Here is a 17416-nt window from a genome sequence, read left to right as displayed (position 1 = left end):
AGTTATAAATCTAAATGATAATGATTAGCAATCCTAGCTATAGATAAAAGCCAGCGCAAGAAGTTTGTCTCTTGCGCTGGCTTTTTGTGAACTTAAACGGCGGGAGCCTGCTCGTAGGTTAGGATGTTGTTGCGGCCCATGTTCTTCGCCTCATACAGCGCTTTATCCGCTCTCTGCATGGCCAGTTCGATATTGCTATCTTCCAGTGGCGCGACCCCTATGCTGATGGTGACGTGTGTGGCGACGCTTGCGTTAAACATATGTGGAATACGGAGGTCGTACACCTGCTGACGAATGCGCTCAGCGGTTTGCATGGCGGTATCAACATCACAATGCGGTAGAACCACCATAAACTCTTCGCCACCAAAGCGCGTCACAATATCGCGTGAGCGAACGGCATTACGAATAGCCGCTGAAACGCGCATCAGAGCCTGGTCACCCATCATATGGCCGTAGTGATCGTTATAGGCCTTGAAATGGTCGATATCCAGCAGCAGGACGGAGTGCCGAGCCTCCCCTATAGACATCAGCGAGTCCAGGCGGAACTGAAACCCACGACGGTTATAGAGCCCAGTAAGCGGGTCGAGCATGCTCAGACCATTCAGGGTCTCCCGCTCTTCCAGCAGTTTATACATCAATCCTTGAGCAAACTTATCGTTTCGTCGCTGAATGACGTGCTGAATAGCAATACCTATTAATGGTAGCGCCATACAGTAGGCCATCCTCCACCACTCATTTGTTGGACTTGTTATCAGGCAAACAATAAATGTTGGCAACGAATGTAGAGAGAAGGCAACGATATTATTTGAAAACGCAATTGTTCCGACAAATATCACGCTAAATAGCGCAATCATTTGAAAATTGTCATTTGGTAAAGCGAGTACCAAAGTTTTACTTAAAATATGCCAGCCCCACAGGCAGCCGAATACAGCCGAAATTATTGGTAGATTCGGCCGGATACTGGCATATCGCCAGTTCCACACTAGCAGCACGCAGCTGCCCACCGCTATCAGCATTGCGGGTAGAGGAAAAATATTAACGTCATAAATCGGGCTGAAGACAGAGAGCGTCGACGAGACCAGATTCAAAAACAAAAATAGCCGGAACGTTAGCTGATATTTTTGCGCACGCAGGGTGCGCCAGGATTGTACAGTCATTGTTGAATGTTGTAGTCAGCCTTTAATATATAAGTAAGTGCATCAAAAACAAGAATAAAGCATGAGTAAAAGCGCGCAAATTCTTTATATTAGACATGATATTTTTGTACACGTTATCACCATACAATATACATGTCATTAATGATTATGAAACCTTAGCTTATAAGCAGACAAATAACAAAAAATGTCATATGATATTGGTAATCATTATCATTTAGATGGGCGCAATCATGTGGCAAAGAACGCTAGGCAGTGGCTGGGGAGGACTGATTTCTGGGGGAGCTATCGCCATTCTCAGTACGATGGGGCTATCCGTCGATGTATGGCGTGGGATGATCGTGTGTGGGCTGCTGCTGAGCGGAGCGATGATCTGGCATCGTCGTTTGCGACATTTTGTACTACTGCCATCATGCATTGCATTTGTTAGCGGTCTTGTATTGATTACGATGAATTTAAAGCTAATGGGATGAATGCAGGAAAGGGAAAATCAGAGAGGGAACGAGGAGTCTGGTGCGAGGGGGGGGACTCGAACCCCCACATCCTAAGGACACTAACACCTGAAGCTAGCGCGTCTACCAATTCCGCCACCTTCGCACAGATTATCTCGTTTCTTTTGTTATATCGCTTCGTTGGTGCGAGGGGGGGGACTCGAACCCCCACATCCTAAGGACACTAACACCTGAAGCTAGCGCGTCTACCAATTCCGCCACCTTCGCACACTGCGAACGATATAACGTGGTTTATGGTGCGAGGGGGGGGACTCGAACCCCCACATCCAAAGGACACTAACACCTGAAGCTAGCGCGTCTACCAATTCCGCCACCTTCGCATACCATTGACTCTTTATGAAAGAATCATTACCACGGGGGCGAATTCTAGAGATTTTACGCTGGGCGTCAACAGTTAATTATCGAACTCGGCGCGATTGCCGAAAAAAAAGGCGTTTCTTCGGTTATGGGGAGTTTATGTAGGCCGGATAAGCGATAGCGCCACCCGGCGCTGCTCGGTGTCACGCCGGATGGCGGCGTAAACGCCTTATCCGGCCTACATGAGTTAGGCTTTTTTAGCCTGACGAGTCAAAACGGTACGGTACACTTTAAAACGGCCAGTCTGGGCAATCACTTCGTGGAAACCAAACATTTCGTCCAGCACAGCCGGATACGGCAGGAAGGCGTTCGCAACAATACGCAGCTCACCGCCGCTGTTCAGGTGACGAACGGCGCCGCGGATCAGCGTTTGCGCGGCATCCAGGCTGGTTTGCATCCCATCATGGAACGGCGGGTTGGAGATAATCATGTCGAAGCGACCGTTAATCTCAGAGAAGACGTTACTGGCGATGACTTCGCCTTCAAAGCCGTTTGCCGCGAGCGTTGCACGGCTGGCTTCAACGGCTGAAGCGCCCACGTCACACAGCGTCAGGCGTACTTTTGGTGAATGGCTGGCAAGGGTTGCCGCCAGTACACCAGCGCCACAGCCAACGTCCAGCACTTTGCCTTTGGTATGTGGGGTGAGGGTAGAAAGCAGCAACTGGCTCCCCACATCAAGACCGTCGCGGCTGAATACGCCAGGCAGGGTTTTGATGGTCAGGTTATCCAGCTGGTATTCGTCCCAGAAGCTTTCGGCATCGAAGGATGGCTGTTTTTCCAGGCGACCGTGATACAGGCCGCAGCGACGCGCGCTGTCGACTTTATTCAGCGGTGCGTATTCGGCCAGTATCTGCTCGGCGCTACGCACGCCGCTGCGGTTTTCGCCGACAACGAAAATATCGGTACCGACCGGCATCAGAGACAGAATGTTCATCAGCTGGAACTGCGCTTCCGGCTTATTTTTCGGCCAGTAGTAAATCAGGGTGTCGCAATCCGCAACGTCCTCAGCTTGAGCGACCAGGCTAAAACGTACGTTGTTGCCCATCTGGCGGCTCAGTACCTGCCAGTGGTGAAACTGTTGGGTATGTGCACGGCTTGCCGCGGTATCCAGACGTGCGGGCAGGTCATCCTGCAGATCGCCGGCAAAGAAAATACGGCTCTGTTCGAAATCATCACTGTGGCGCAGCAAGACTTCACTTGCCGGGGTAAAAGCAGACATGAATTAATCCTCAATAAACTTAGGCGGGGATTATAGTGTGTAATTGGCGCAGTTTCGATGAATTTGCTATATTTGCGCCCTTGATAGACAGGAGCGTTTCACATGACATCCCGGCGAGACTGGCAATTACAACAGTTGGGTATCACCCAATGGGCATTACGTCGCCCTGGGGCACTGCAGGGTGAAATTGCGATTACGCTTCCGCCGCATGTAAAACTGGTGATGGTGGCCGAGACGTTACCTCCGCTCACCGAGCCGCTGATTAGCGATATTCTCCGCGCGCTGTGTCTGACGCCGGATCAGGTTTTACCGCTGACGCCGGACCGTGTCGCGATGCTGCCTCAGGACAGTCGCTGTCACTGTTGGCGCCTTGGGAACGACACGCCTGTCACGCTAGAAGGCGCGGTGATTTCGACACCGCCATTTAATGAACTGCAAGCCAGCGCGCCAGCGCGTGCTGCACTTTGGCAACAAATTTGCACCCATGAACACGATTTCTACCCTCAGCACGACTGATTTACCCCGCGCCTTTCAAATTGAAACGCGCGCGCATGCCTTTCCCTGGAGTGAAAAAACCTTCGCCAGCAATCAGGGGGAGCGCTATCTGAACCTCCAGATGTCAGTCGACGGTGAGATGGCCGCGTTCGCCATTACTCAGGTGGTGCTGGATGAAGCGACGTTGTTCAATATTGCCGTAGATCCCGCGTATCAGCGTCGCGGTCTGGGGCGTGAGCTGCTGGAACATCTTATTGATGCCCTGGAAGCGGCTGGCGTGGTGACGCTGTGGCTGGAAGTTCGCGCTTCGAATCACGCGGCCATCGCGCTGTATGAAAGCTTAGGCTTCAATGAAGCGACCATTCGTCGCAACTATTACCCCACGGCGGAAGGCCGTGAGGATGCCATCATTATGGCGCTGCCCATTAGTATGTAAGACAAGGTGAAAAGATGAAGAAGTGGGACTGGATTTTCTTCGATGCCGACGAAACGCTGTTTACGTTTGACTCGTTTAGCGGCTTACAGCGGATGTTTCTCGACTACAGCGTGACCTTTACCGCGGAAGATTTCCAGGACTACCAGGCGGTCAACAAGCCGCTGTGGGTCGATTATCAGAATGGCGCGATTACCTCGCTTCAGCTTCAGCATCAGCGTTTTACCAGCTGGGCGGAGCGTCTGAACGTTCATCCCGGCGACCTGAACGATGCCTTTATGAACGCGATGGCTGAAATTTGCGCCCCGCTGCCGGGTGCGGTTTCGCTGCTGAACGCCCTGAAAGGCAAGGTGAAGATGGGCATCATCACCAACGGCTTTACGTCACTTCAGCAAATTCGTCTGGAGCGTACCGGGCTTCGCGAACACTTTGATCTGCTGATTATTTCTGAAGAAGTGGGCGTGGCAAAACCGGATCGTCGGATCTTTGACTATGCCCTGGAACAAGCCGGTAATCCGGACCGTTCCCGCGTGCTGATGGTCGGCGATACCGCCGAGTCCGATATTCGCGGTGGGATGAACGCCGAGTGGGCAACCTGCTGGCTGAACGCGCACCAGCGTCCGCTGCCGGAAGGCATTACGCCTGACTGGACGGTGACCTCATTGCATGAACTGGAGTTACTCCTGTGTAAACAGTGATTGCCAGCCCCCCTTTGATGGGTAAAATAGCCGCAATTTTTTCGTATTCAACATGCGCGGTGCGAAGCCGTGCTTACTCAAGAAGATTGAATTATGACGTTGTCTCCTTATTTGCAAGAGGTGGCCAAGCGCCGCACTTTTGCCATTATTTCCCACCCGGATGCCGGTAAAACGACAATCACCGAAAAGGTGCTGTTATTCGGACAGGCTATTCAGACTGCCGGTACGGTAAAAGGCCGTGGCTCCAGCCAGCATGCAAAATCTGACTGGATGGAAATGGAAAAGCAGCGTGGTATCTCCATTACCACCTCCGTGATGCAGTTCCCGTATCACGACTGCCTGGTGAACCTGCTGGACACCCCGGGGCACGAAGACTTCTCCGAAGATACCTACCGTACCCTGACGGCGGTGGACTGCTGTCTGATGGTTATCGATGCCGCAAAAGGCGTCGAAGACAGGACTCGTAAGCTGATGGAAGTTACCCGTCTGCGCGATACGCCGATCCTGACCTTCATGAACAAACTCGACCGTGATATCCGCGATCCGATGGAAGTGCTGGATGAAGTTGAGCGCGAGCTGAAAATCGGCTGTGCGCCGATCACCTGGCCAATTGGCTGCGGCAAGCTGTTCAAGGGCGTTTATCACCTCTATAAAGACGAAACCTACCTGTATCAAACCGGTAAAGGCCACACCATTCAGGAAGTGCGTATTGTGAAAGGCCTGAACAGCCCGGAACTGGATGCCGCCGTTGGTGAAGAGCTGGCGCAGCAGCTGCGTGACGAGCTGGAGCTGGTGCAGGGCGCTTCTAACGAGTTTGATAAAGAGCTGTTCCTGGCCGGTGAAATCACCCCGGTCTTCTTCGGTACCGCGCTGGGTAACTTCGGCGTTGACCATATGCTCGACGGTCTGGTGGAGTGGGCGCCTGCGCCGATGCCGCGTAAAACCGACACCCGTCTGGTGGAAGCGCAGGACGAGAAGTTCACCGGTTTTGTCTTTAAAATTCAGGCCAACATGGACCCGAAACACCGTGACCGCGTAGCGTTCATGCGCGTTGTGTCCGGAAAATATGAAAAGGGCATGAAACTGCGTCAGGTACGTATCGGTAAAGACGTGGTGATTTCCGACGCGCTGACCTTTATGGCAGGTGACCGTTCGCACGTTGAAGAAGCCTACCCGGGCGACATCATCGGCTTGCACAACCACGGCACCATCCAGATTGGTGACACCTTTACCCAGGGTGAAATGATGAAGTTCACCGGTATCCCGAACTTCGCACCAGAACTGTTCCGTCGTATTCGCCTGAAAGATCCGCTCAAGCAGAAACAGCTGCTGAAAGGCCTGGTTCAGCTTTCCGAAGAGGGTGCGGTGCAGGTATTCCGTCCTATCTCTAACAACGATCTGATCGTTGGTGCGGTGGGCGTGCTGCAGTTTGACGTGGTGGTTGCGCGTCTGAAAAGCGAATACAACGTGGAAGCTATCTACGAATCGGTTAACGTCGCGACGGCCCGCTGGGTTGAGAGCAAAGACGTGAAGAAATTCGAAGAATTCAAACGTAAAAACGAAGTTCAGCTGGCGCTGGATGGCGGCGATAACCTGACCTATATCGCCCCAACCATGGTGAACCTGAACCTGACTCAGGAACGTTATCCTGAAGTTGAGTTCCGCAAAACTCGCGAGCACTAAAATCCCCTGCAGGGTGCGGCATCCGCTGCACCCTGACACTTTTCCTTCCTAATTAGCCGCTTACGGAAAGTTCTTAATTCCTTCTCTTTTTGCGCTAACTGTCTGTTTTTTGCTCAGCGAAGCGGGCGGTTTCAAAATTGTGATCTATATTTAACAAAGCGATGACATCTACGTTGGCTTTAAATGCTGATAACTCGTCTTGGTTAAGCGCTTAAAGCTAACGTTTATTTCTATCGCAATATTAATAACTGGCTCAGAGCGCGATCTCGCGGTGTTTGATGGCCCTGGTGGATTCAGGGAAGCCGTGAGAAGTATGCGAGCAGGGAGTTTTTACCCTATTCAGCAATGCAACCTGCGTGTTGCTAGTGCTCGGATGATGAGCAATACATACAGGAATATATTGATGACGATGAAAAAACTGACAATCGCTAAAACGCTGCTTGCCGTGATGCTGACCTCCGCTGTTGCCACCGGTGCTGCCTATGCCGAAACCTCGACCATGGATAAGGCTCAGGCGAGTGCGGAAAGCGCAGGGAATAAAGTGGGTAGCTTTATGGATGACAGCACCATCACCGCGAAGGTAAAAGCCGCGCTGGTGGATAACGAGAGCATCAAGAGTACCGATATCTCGGTGAAAACAGACAAAAAAGTCGTGACCTTGAGCGGCTTTGTCCAGAGCCAGGCTCAGGCCGAAGCGGCCGTTGCGGCGGCGAAAGCGGTTGAGGGCGTCGCCTCTGTCAGCGATAAGCTCCACGTTCGCGACAGTAAAGAAAGTTCGTTGAAAGGGTATGCCGGTGATACCGCAACGACTAGCGAAGTGAAAGCCAAACTGCTGGCCGATAACATCGTTCCTTCACGTAACGTGAAAGTTGAGACGACAGATGGCGTGGTACAGCTTTCAGGTACCGTGAAATCTCAGGCGCAGAGCGATCGTGCTGAAAGCATTGCCAAAGCCGTTGAAGGCGTGAAAAGCGTCAAAAATGATCTGAAAACGCAGTAATAAGTGGTGATTTTGTCTGCTGACATTTGGCAGCAGACAAAATGTGCACCACACTAAAAATAGTGCATATGAGTGGCACGAGCCCTCATAGCAAGCGGTCGACATTAACTATGGTAAAGGAGAAGCTTATGTTTCGTTGGGGCATTATATTTCTGGTTATCGCGTTAATTGCCGCCGCATTAGGATTTGGTGGACTGGCAGGTACGGCTGCGTGGGCAGCAAAAATCGTGTTCGTTGTGGGGATTATCATCTTCCTGGTGAGTCTGTTTACCGGGCGTAAACGCCCCTAGAACGTTACGCGTCAACTAGCATGACATCAAAGCCAGTCCAGCGGACTGGCTTTATTAGTTTTAGCCGACCTGAAATTAGGCTACTTTGTAAGTCTGGTGAATAAAAAACAGGTAGGCAGAGGTGGGGCAGCGTATACCCGTCACGCTTGGCAATATTGCACCATTATCGCTGAGTCGTTTCAAACCCGGCCGTACGGCACTGGTTTGTGAAGGGGGAGGACAGCGGGGAATTTTCACCGCTGGAGTGCTTGATGAGTTTATGCGGGCACAGTTCAATCCCTTCGATCTCTATTATGGCACCTCTGCGGGCGCACAAAATCTTTCCGCCTATCTGTGTAACCAACCGGGGTACGGGCGCAAAGTCATCATGCGCTACACCACTCGGCGGGAGTTTTTCGACCCGGTACGTTTTGTCCGCGGCGGCAACCTTATCGATCTTGACTGGCTGGTCGGGTCGACCGCTGGGCAGATGCCGCTCGCCATGGAAACCGCCGAACGCCTGTTTGAGTCGGGAAAATCCTTTTATATCTGCGCCTGTCGAAGCGATGACTATACCCCCAGCTACTTTTCGCCCACCAGGCAGAACTGGCTCGATATTATTCGGGCGTCCAGCGCGATTCCTGGTTTCTATCGCCCCGGCGTTGCGCTGGATGGCGTCAGCTACCTTGATGGCGGCGTGAGCGATGCAATTCCGGTGCGCGAGGCGGCAAAACAGGGGGCCAAAACGCTGGTTGTGATTCGTACTGTTCCATCGCAAATGTATTACACACCGCAGTGGTTTAAACGTATGGAGCGCTGGCTGGGTGAAAGTAGCCTACAGCCGCTGGTGAACCTGGTGCAGCACCATGAAACGACCTACAGTGAAACCCAACAGTTTATTGAGAACCCGCCGGGTAAGCTGCGTATTATTGAAATCTACCCGCCGAAACCGTTGCTGAGTATGGCGCTAGGCAGCCGCATCCCGGCACTGCGTCAGGACTACAAAACAGGGCGTTTATGCGGACGTTACTTTCTGGCGACCATTGGTAAACTGTTAGCGGAGAAACCACCGCTAGTGCGCCACCTCAAACAAGGCCGTGCTATTCCTCCGGTTCCCGTGGTGGAGGATATGCCCGACGTTGCGATGAACGACGTGCCGCCAGTAAACGATACACTCTTTGATGATAAGGATCTGGCGTGAACGGCCGTTTTATTGATACCCATTGCCACTTCGATTTCCCTCCCTTTACCGGTGACGAAGAGGCGAGTATTCAGCGTGCGGCTGCCGTTGGCGTGAACAAGATAATTATTCCCGCTACCGAAGCCGACAACTTCCCTCGCGTGCTGGCGCTGGCCGAACGGTTTCCTCCGCTGTATGCCGCCGTTGGGCTGCATCCGATTGTGGTAGAACGGCACAGCGATGAGAGTCTGGCGCAGCTGGAAGCCGCTATCGCCCTGAAGCCAGCAAAATTGGTGGCGGTGGGGGAAATTGGTCTCGATCTCTACCGGGAGAACCCACAGTTTGAACGTCAGCAGTCCCTGCTGGACGAGCAGCTGCGCTTGGCGAAGCGTTACGATTTGCCGGTTATCCTGCATTCGCGGCGCACCCATGACAAGCTGGCGCTGCACCTGAAGCGACATAATCTGCCGCGAACCGGCGTGGTACACGGCTTTGCCGGTAGTTTCCAGCAGGCGGAACGCTTCGTCCAGTTAGGCTATAAAATCGGTGTGGGGGGAACTATCTCCTATCCTCGCGCCAGTAAAACCCGCGATGTGATGGCGCAACTGCCGCTGTCCTCGCTGGTTCTTGAAACCGATGCGCCGGATATGCCGCTCAATGGCTATCAGGGGCAGCCCAACCGCCCGGAGCGGGTTGCTGAGGTATTTACTCATCTCTGCTCGCTACGACATGAATCTCCTGAGGAAATTGTCACAGCGCTGCTGGAAAATACCCATGCACTCTTTGGATTGTCATGAAGTGACGTAGATCTCATTAATCATCATTCAGTCGTTACTGTTGCGTAAAACCTGTGACATTTAGCAAAAAAGATAATTACGGAACGTTATAATCGCCGCGATTGGTTTGCCGTAATTATTATATTTTTCAATACACAGGGAATCTGTATGCAAATCCTCATGGGACTCATCGGCATGGTGGTGTTGCTCGCCATTGCCTTACTTCTCTCCAGTAATCGTAAAGCGATTAACCTCCGAACCGTACTGGGTGCCTGGTTGTTACAGGTGGGCATCGGTGCATTAATCCTCTATGTTCCTGCCGGGCGCAAAGTCCTGCTGGCGATGTCCGAAGGCGTGGCCAACGTGATTGCCTACGGTAACGAAGGTATCGGCTTCCTGTTTGGCGGGCTGGTCTCTGACAAGATGTTTGAAGTCTTCGGCGGTGGCGGCTTCGTATTTGCGCTGCGGGTGCTGCCGGTTATCGTCTTCTTCTCCTCGCTGATTGCGGTGCTGTACTACATCGGCATCATGCAGTTTGTGATTCGTATTCTGGGCGGAGCGCTGCGTAAGGTGCTGAAAACCTCACGTACCGAATCACTTTCTGCCACGGCAAATATCTTTGTCGGCCAGACCGAAGCGCCGCTGGTGGTGCGTCCGTATATCGCTACCATGACCCGTTCTGAACTGTTTGCGGTAATGTGTGGCGGCCTGGCTTCGGTGGCGGGTTCTGTACTGGCGGGCTACGCGCAGATGGGCGTGCCGCTGGAGTACCTGATTGCGGCCTCGTTTATGGCGGCGCCGGGCGGCCTGCTGTTTGCCAAAATCATCATTCCGGAAACGGAAACTCCGCATGACTCACCAACGCTTGAGAAAGATGCGAAAAACCCGGATGCGCCTGCGAACGTGCTGGATGCCGCGGCATCAGGTGCAGCATCCGGTATGCAGCTAGCGCTGAACGTGGGGGCCATGCTGCTGGCGTTTATTGCGCTGATTGCGCTGCTGAACGGTATGCTTTCTGGTATCGGCGGCTGGTTTGATTATCCGGAACTGTCGCTGCAGTTGATTCTCGGCTGGATCTTCTCACCGCTGGCATGGGTGATAGGCGTGCCGTGGAGCGAAGCGACGGTGGCGGGTTCCTTTATCGGCCAGAAGCTGGTTATCAACGAATTCGTGGCCTATATGAACTTCGGTGAATACCTGAAGGCGGACGCTGAAGTGGCAGCGGCTGGTCTGCAGGTTATCTCCAGCCACACCAAAGCGATTATCTCCTTCGCCTTGTGCGGCTTTGCGAACCTCTCCTCAATTGCGATTCTGATTGGTGGCCTGGGCAGCATGGCGCCAAATCGTCGACAAGAAATCGCGCAGCTCGGCCTGAAAGCGGTTGCCGCCGGGACGCTCTCCAACCTGATGAGCGCCACCATCGCGGGCCTGTTCCTCGCCCTATAAGTACAGCGCCGGAGGGATAAGCCTCGTTATTCCTCTGGCCTGTAGCGCCTGGCTGACGGCCTCAACGTCCGTTGGCCCGGCGCTACCCCACAATTTTGCCTCACCGTAAACGCCGTGCGCGTGAAAGGCGTTCAGGCGAATGGGCACATCTCCGAGTTCGGTAATAAAGGCACTCAGCGACTCCGCCTCCTCCAGATAATCACTGTGCTCAGGGATGACCAGCAGCCGTAGCTCCGACAGCATGCCGTGCTGAGCCAGCCACTGAATGCTCTGCTTAATTCGCGCGTTGCCGCGCCCGGTCAGCGCCTGGTGGCGGTCGCTATCCCAGGATTTTAAATCGACCATCACCCCGTCGCACACGGGCTGTAGCTTCTCCCAACCGCTTATCGGTAGCTCACCGTTGCTGTCGACCAGACAGGTCAGGTGCGAAAGGGCAGGCGTGGATTTCAGCGCCTGGAAGAGGGCGATGACGAACGGTAACTGCGTGGTCGCTTCGCCACCGCTGACGGTTATTCCCTCAATAAACGGTGCGACCTGCGTGACCTGCTGAAGCACCTGCTCAACGTTCATGGTCTGCGCCATTGGCGTGGCCTGCTGCGGGCAGATATGCAGACAGGTATCGCACTGCTGGCACGCGTCCGCGCGCCAGATGACTTTCCCGCCATTCACGCTTAATGCCTGGTGCGGGCACTGCGCCACGCACTCACCGCAGTCGTTGCAGCGCCCTATCGTCCACGGGTTATGGCAGTTCTTGCAGCGCAGATTGCACCCTTGCAGGAACAGGGCCAGGCGGCTGCCGGGCCCATCGACGCAGGAGAACGGGATGATTTTACTGACTAAAGCGCATCTGCTGTTCATGACTCACGACACGAGGTTGACGTTCCAGGATACGCGTGTTGCGGGCCGCTTCTTCGCCCAGCCACGTGGTGTTGGTGCGGGAGCCTTCATCACGGTATTTTTGCAGGTCGGACAGGCGCACCATGTAGCCGGTGACGCGCACCAGATCGTTGCCGCTGACGTTGGCGCTGAATTCTCGCATTCCCACTTTGAACGCGCCGAGGCAGAGTTGCATTACCGCCTGCGGGTTACGTTTCACGGTTTCATCCAGGGTCAGAATATCGCTGATCCCCGCGGTGTAGTGGGCGTGATGCGGCGCGACGGCCAATAAATGACTAATCGGATCTGGCTCATCGCCATAAGGCAGACGAGCGCCCGGCGTGGTGCCAATATCTGAGCTGATACCTGACTGAGCGTGCAGCAGTGCGCGCTGCTGCCAGCCGTACTGTACTGGCGTACGGGCGACGAAGTTGGCAAGCTCGGCGCTAATGCGGTAGGCCAACTGATTGGCCTGCTCATCCTTGCCGTAGCGTCCGGCAATCCCCTCGCGTTCGCACAGCAGGTTAACCGCCTCGGCGAGCGAGTAGATACCAAACATGGGTACAAAACGATCCGGGTCGATCAACCCTTCGCTCACCAGGAAGCTATTCTCAAAGAAGTGCGACTGTTCGTAGAGGAAGCGACAGCGGGCATCGATGATATCGATTTGCAGCTGGCAGTAGCGCGGCAGCACGTTCGTGAAGAAGTCATCGACTGATTCACTGCGCTGTGCCACCTGCTGGAGGTTCAGGCGTACCAGCGTGCTGCCGCCGCCGGCAAGCGGCAGCGAGTTGTAACAGCTTACGATGCCATATTGACTGTTTGTGAATATTTTATCATTTACCGGTCCGTTGGCGATGTGTGGCTTACTGCACTCACAGATATTTTGTGCTACCTGTAACAGTAAATCATCCGGCGTAATTTCCGGGCCGTAGATAAAGGTCAGATTTGGCGCAACCTGCTTTAGCTCTGCATCCGCGCGTAAAATTGCGCGCGTGATAGGCGTATCGTGTGGGCCGATGTTCACGTGGGTGAAGGCATCTGGCAGCGTGCGGTCGAGATAGCGCCAGAAACGTTTTATTCGAATATCAATTTCATCTTGTGTTAGAATTCTAACATAAGGCGATAGCAGCGCATCAAGATGACCGAGGTAAACCGGCATCGCCGTCACCGAAGGGACGTGATGGTAGAGAATGGTCAGCAGTGAAAGGGCATCGTCCAGATCTTCGGCGCCCTCAAGCTCCAGCCATTCGGAACCGTTAGCCAGAAAACGCGCGTAGTCCGGTAGCACGTAACGCGGTTTATACGGCGCATGCCCTTCATACATATCGCAAATAACGCCGTCGGCCATCGCCGCCCGCGCTTCCTCAGAGAGCTCTGGGTACGGCAGGGCGTTTTCGGCCTCCAGGGCCAGAAAATGACGTTTCTGTTCCGGGGTTAACACGGAGCTTGTCACAATTTGCTGGCAGTGTTGCAGCAGCGATGAATCATTCGATGTTGGCATGTTCGGTTCCTCAGACGAGTGATAGGCGGAGTGTATGAAAAACGATGAGGCCGTCTTTTGATCCCAGCGGTTGAAGTGGCGTTTTAGCTTCCATTTCTGGTGTAAAAATTTGATGCGTGTCTCGTTATTGTTATGCAATTTTGTACGAAGTTTTCACTAAGTGTGATGGAAGTCGAAGTGTGAACGCGGGGCGGTGTTACAATAGTCACAGACCCGCAAGGTAACGATTTACACGGCAATACGCCGTCGGAGAGAAAAATGACTGATTTAAAGGCAAGCAGCCTGCGTGCGCTGCAGTTGATGGACTTAACTACCCTGAATGAAGACGATACTGACGCGAAAGTGATCGCGCTGTGTCATCAGGCGAAAACGCCGGTGGGCAACACCGCCGCTGTCTGCATCTATCCGCGTTTCATTCCGATTGCGCGTAAAACGCTGAAAGAGCAGGGAACCCCGGATATCCGCATCGCCACCGTCACCAACTTCCCGCACGGTAACGACGACATTGAGATTGCGCTGGCGGAAACCCGCGCAGCCATCGCTTACGGCGCTGACGAAGTTGACGTGGTCTTCCCATACCGCGCGCTGATCGCCGGTAACGAGCAGGTTGGTTTTGATCTGGTGAAAGCCTGTAAAGACGCTTGTGCCGCGGCAAACGTGCTGCTGAAAGTGATCATCGAAACCGGTGAACTGAAAGAAGAAGCCCTGATTCGTAAGGCCTCTGAAATCTCCATCAAAGCCGGCGCTGATTTCATCAAAACCTCTACCGGTAAAGTGCCGGTGAACGCGACCCCAGAAAGCGCGCGCATCATGATGGAAGTTATCCGTGATATGGGCGTACAGAAAACCGTGGGCTTCAAGCCAGCGGGCGGCGTTCGTACTGCAGAAGACGCACAACTGTTCCTGTCTATCGCTGACGAACTGTTCGGTGCGGACTGGGCTGACTCCCGTCACTACCGCTTCGGCGCTTCCTCTCTGCTGGCTAGCCTGCTGAAGGCGCTGGGCCACGGCGACGGTAAGAGCGCTAGCAGCTATTAATGCATTATCGTAGCCCGGACGAGGCGCATGCGCGCCGACTCCGGGATCTCCCCGGCGGCGCTACGCTTGGCCGGGCTACAGGAACGTAGCGCGGGCGCAAGCTCGCTGCATTTAACCTGATTAATCAGGAGGGTACCTTGTTTCTCGCTCAAGAAATTATTCGCAAAAAACGTGATGGCCACGCGCTGAGTGATGAAGAAATTCGTTTCTTTATCAACGGGATTCGTGACAACACCATCTCTGAAGGGCAGATTGCCGCGCTGGCGATGACCATTTTCTTCCATGATATGAGCATGCCGGAGCGTGTCTCGCTGACCATGGCGATGCGAGATTCAGGCACCGTCCTGGACTGGAAGAGCCTCAACCTCAACGGCCCGATTGTCGACAAGCACTCTACCGGCGGCGTAGGTGACGTCACTTCGCTGATGCTTGGCCCAATGGTCGCAGCCTGCGGTGGCTATATTCCGATGATCTCCGGTCGCGGTCTCGGCCATACCGGCGGTACGCTCGACAAGCTCGAAGCCATTCCGGGCTTCGACATCTTCCCGGACGACAACCGTTTCCGTGAAATTATTAAAGACGTGGGTGTGGCGATTATTGGGCAGACCAGCTCGCTCGCACCGGCGGACAAACGTTTTTACGCCACCCGCGACATTACCGCGACGGTGGACTCCATCCCGCTTATCACCGCCTCCATTCTCGCCAAAAAGCTGGCAGAAGGTCTCGATGCGCTGGTGATGGACGTGAAAGTCGGCAGCGGCGCGTTTATGCCAACCTACGAACTCTCTGCTGCACTGGCGGAAGCGATCGTGGGCGTATCCAACGGTGCAGGTGTGAAAACGACGGCGCTGCTCACCGACATGAACCAGGTGCTGGCCTCCAGCGCAGGTAACGCTGTAGAAGTACGCGAAGCCGTGCAGTTCCTGACAGGCGAATACCGTAATCCGCGTCTGTTCGACGTTACCATGGCGCTGTGCGTTGAGATGCTGATCTCCGGCAGGCTCGCCAAAGACGACGCCGAAGCGCGCGCCAAACTGCAGGCCGTGCTCGACAACGGCAAAGCCGCGGAGATCTTTGGTCGCATGGTGGCAGCACAGAAAGGTCCAACCGATTTCGTTGAAAACTACGCGAAATATCTGCCAACAGCGATGCTGAGCAAAGCCGTCTATGCTGATACCGAAGGTTTTGTCAGCGCGATGGACACCCGCGCGCTGGGCATGGCGGTGGTTTCTATGGGCGGCGGTCGTCGCCAGGCTTCTGACAACATTGATTACAGCGTTGGCTTCACCGACATGGCTCGTCTGGGCGACAGCGTTGACGGACAACGTCCGCTGGCGGTGATCCACGCGAAAGATGAAACAAGCTGGCAGGACGCGGCGAAGGCTGTGAAAGCGGCAATTAAACTGGACGATAAAGCGCCTGAAATTACGCCAACTGTCTATCGTCGCATCACCGAATAGTTATATACTGATCTGATCGCTTTTTTGCAGCGCAAGATGTATGGAGAACAAGATGAAACGTGCATTTATTATGGTGCTGGACTCCTTTGGGATTGGTGCAACGGAAGATGCTGACCGCTTTGGCGATGTTGGCGCAGATACCATGGGTCACATTGCAGAAGCCTGTGCCAAAGGCGAAGCTGACAATGGCCGTAAGGGCCCGCTGAATTTGCCTAACCTGACCCGTCTGGGTCTGGTGAAAGCGCATGAAGGTTCCACCGGCAAAATTGCTGCCGGTATGGACGGTAACGCGGAAGTGGTGGGCGCATACGCCTGGGCGCATGAGCTCTCTTCCGGTAAAGATACGCCGTCGGGTCACTGGGAAATCGCGGGTGTGCCTGTACTGTTCGACTGGGGCTACTTCAGCGACCACGAAAACAGCTTCCCGCAGGAACTGCTGGATAAACTGGTTAAGCGTGCCAACCTGCCGGGCTACCTCGGCAACTGCCACTCTTCCGGTACTGTGATCCTCGATCAACTGGGCGAAGAGCATATGAAAACCGGTAAGCCGATTTTCTATACCTCTGCCGACTCAGTGTTCCAGATTGCCTGCCACGAAGAGACCTATGGTCTGGATAAACTCTACGAGCTGTGCGAAATCGCGCGCGAAGAGCTGACCGAAGGCGGCTATAACATTGGCCGCGTTATCGCGCGTCCGTTTGTCGGCGACAAAGCGGGTAATTTCCAGCGTACCGGTAACCGTCACGACCTGGCCGTTGAGCCACCGGCCGCGACCGTTCTGCAGAAACTGGTTGATGAAAAACACGGTCACGTGGTTTCCGTCGGTAAGATTGCGGACATCTACGCCAACTGCGGTATCACTAAAAAAGTGAAAGCGACCGGTCTGGATGCACTGTTCGACGCCACCATCAAAGAGATGAAGGAAGCGGGTGATGAGACTATCGTCTTCACCAACTTCGTTGACTTCGACTCTTCATGGGGTCACCGTCGCGATATCGCTGGCTACGCGGCTGGTCTGGAACTGTTCGACCGCCGTCTGCCGGAGCTGATGGAGCTGGTGGGTGAAGATGACATTCTGATCCTCACCGCTGACCACGGCTGCGACCCAAGCTGGACCGGTACTGACCACACCCGTGAGCACATTCCGGTGCTGATCTACGGCCCGAAAGTCAAACCGGGTTCGCTGGGTCACCGTGAAACCTTCGCGGATATCGGCCAGACGCTGGCGACCTACTTCGGTACGTCCCCAATGGAATATGGCAAAAATATGCTGTGATTATTTGGGCGGGAGGATTCCCGCCCTTCGTCTATTTGAA

Annotated in this window: 17 protein-coding genes and 3 tRNA genes; 13 read left to right on the top strand and 7 right to left on the bottom strand. The window is 54.1% G+C overall.

Annotated elements, in window-relative coordinates:
- Nucleotides 1-92: 92 nt before the first annotated feature.
- Nucleotides 93-1157, bottom strand: a complete 1065-nt coding sequence (locus RDN66_RS10805) for a GGDEF domain-containing protein (RefSeq protein WP_123651540.1) — start codon at nt 1155-1157, stop codon at nt 93-95.
- A gap of 230 nt (nt 1158-1387) precedes the next feature.
- Here RDN66_RS10805 and RDN66_RS10800 point away from each other — a divergent pair, with 230 nt between their 5' ends.
- Nucleotides 1388-1627 (top strand): DUF1435 domain-containing protein, encoded by a 240-nt coding sequence (locus RDN66_RS10800; protein WP_202216559.1) that lies wholly within the window; start codon nt 1388-1390, stop codon nt 1625-1627.
- Nucleotides 1628-1665: 38 nt separating this feature from the next.
- Here RDN66_RS10800 and RDN66_RS10795 read toward each other — a convergent pair.
- From RDN66_RS10795 to rsmC, 4 genes are all read right to left on the bottom strand, one after another.
- Nucleotides 1666-1751: transfer RNA gene (locus RDN66_RS10795), tRNA-Leu, on the bottom strand.
- 36 nt (nt 1752-1787) lie between these two features.
- Nucleotides 1788-1873, bottom strand: a tRNA-Leu gene (locus RDN66_RS10790).
- A gap of 27 nt (nt 1874-1900) precedes the next feature.
- A tRNA-Leu gene (locus tag RDN66_RS10785) sits at nt 1901-1986 on the bottom strand.
- 224 nt (nt 1987-2210) lie between these two features.
- Entirely contained in the window at nt 2211-3242 is a 1032-nt protein-coding gene (rsmC, locus tag RDN66_RS10780) for a 16S rRNA (guanine(1207)-N(2))-methyltransferase RsmC (RefSeq protein ID WP_202216558.1), read from the bottom strand.
- 102 nt (nt 3243-3344) lie between these two features.
- Here rsmC and RDN66_RS10775 point away from each other — a divergent pair, with 102 nt between their 5' ends.
- From RDN66_RS10775 to RDN66_RS10735, 9 genes are all read left to right on the top strand, one after another.
- Nucleotides 3345-3758, top strand: a complete 414-nt coding sequence (locus tag RDN66_RS10775) for a DNA polymerase III subunit psi (RefSeq protein ID WP_035894551.1) — start codon at nt 3345-3347, stop codon at nt 3756-3758.
- Nucleotides 3727-4173, top strand: a complete 447-nt coding sequence (gene rimI / locus RDN66_RS10770; RefSeq protein WP_035894552.1) for a ribosomal protein S18-alanine N-acetyltransferase — start codon at nt 3727-3729, stop codon at nt 4171-4173. The genes RDN66_RS10775 and rimI overlap by 32 nt, the downstream gene beginning before the upstream one ends.
- A 14-nt stretch (nt 4174-4187) precedes the next feature.
- The gene (gene yjjG, locus RDN66_RS10765; protein ID WP_035894553.1) at nt 4188-4868 is read left to right on the top strand and encodes a pyrimidine 5'-nucleotidase; all 681 of its coding nucleotides are present in this window, start codon (nt 4188-4190) and stop codon (nt 4866-4868) included.
- A 93-nt stretch (nt 4869-4961) separates the two neighbouring features.
- Entirely contained in the window at nt 4962-6551 is a 1590-nt protein-coding gene (gene prfC, locus RDN66_RS10760) for a peptide chain release factor 3 (RefSeq protein WP_035894554.1), read from the top strand.
- 403 nt (nt 6552-6954) lie between these two features.
- Entirely contained in the window at nt 6955-7551 is a 597-nt protein-coding gene (gene osmY / locus RDN66_RS10755; protein ID WP_202216556.1) for a molecular chaperone OsmY, read from the top strand.
- A gap of 128 nt (nt 7552-7679) precedes the next feature.
- Complete coding sequence (locus RDN66_RS10750) at nt 7680-7841, top strand: DUF1328 domain-containing protein (protein ID WP_064547200.1); 162 nt, start codon at nt 7680-7682, stop codon at nt 7839-7841.
- Nucleotides 7842-7962: 121 nt separating this feature from the next.
- The gene (locus tag RDN66_RS10745) at nt 7963-9021 is read left to right on the top strand and encodes a patatin family protein (RefSeq protein ID WP_035894556.1); all 1059 of its coding nucleotides are present in this window, start codon (nt 7963-7965) and stop codon (nt 9019-9021) included.
- Complete coding sequence (locus RDN66_RS10740) at nt 9018-9797, top strand: metal-dependent hydrolase (protein WP_202216555.1); 780 nt, start codon at nt 9018-9020, stop codon at nt 9795-9797. The genes RDN66_RS10745 and RDN66_RS10740 overlap by 4 nt, the downstream gene beginning before the upstream one ends.
- A 147-nt stretch (nt 9798-9944) precedes the next feature.
- On the top strand, nt 9945-11222 hold the full coding sequence (locus tag RDN66_RS10735) for a NupC/NupG family nucleoside CNT transporter (protein ID WP_202216554.1): 1278 nt from the start codon (nt 9945-9947) through the stop codon (nt 11220-11222).
- On the opposite strand, the gene RDN66_RS10730 is transcribed toward RDN66_RS10735, so the two are convergent.
- A complete protein-coding gene (locus RDN66_RS10730) occupies nt 11217-12080 on the bottom strand; it encodes a YjjW family glycine radical enzyme activase (RefSeq protein ID WP_202216553.1) in 864 nt (287 codons plus the stop codon). The genes RDN66_RS10735 and RDN66_RS10730 overlap by 6 nt on opposite strands.
- A complete protein-coding gene (locus tag RDN66_RS10725; RefSeq protein WP_308537842.1) occupies nt 12052-13602 on the bottom strand; it encodes a YjjI family glycine radical enzyme in 1551 nt (516 codons plus the stop codon). Before RDN66_RS10725 ends, RDN66_RS10730 begins: the two co-directional genes overlap by 29 nt.
- Nucleotides 13603-13860: 258 nt before the next feature.
- Here RDN66_RS10725 and deoC point away from each other — a divergent pair, with 258 nt between their 5' ends.
- The 3 genes from deoC to deoB all read left to right on the top strand — a co-directional run bounded on the left by deoC (nt 13861) and on the right by deoB (nt 17376).
- Nucleotides 13861-14640 (top strand): deoxyribose-phosphate aldolase, encoded by a 780-nt coding sequence (deoC, locus tag RDN66_RS10720; protein WP_035894562.1) that lies wholly within the window; start codon nt 13861-13863, stop codon nt 14638-14640.
- 137 nt (nt 14641-14777) lie between these two features.
- Entirely contained in the window at nt 14778-16100 is a 1323-nt protein-coding gene (deoA, locus tag RDN66_RS10715) for a thymidine phosphorylase (RefSeq protein ID WP_202216550.1), read from the top strand.
- Between the two features lie 52 nt (nt 16101-16152).
- Complete coding sequence (deoB, locus tag RDN66_RS10710) at nt 16153-17376, top strand: phosphopentomutase (protein ID WP_035894564.1); 1224 nt, start codon at nt 16153-16155, stop codon at nt 17374-17376.
- The last annotated feature ends 40 nt before the right edge of the window (nt 17377-17416 follow it).

The organism is uncultured Kluyvera sp. (assembly GCF_902485085.1).
Lineage (GTDB): Bacteria > Pseudomonadota > Gammaproteobacteria > Enterobacterales > Enterobacteriaceae > Kluyvera > Kluyvera ascorbata.
The sequence above is the reverse complement of the archived record's forward strand: the minus strand, read 5'-3'. Positions and strand labels throughout refer to the sequence as shown.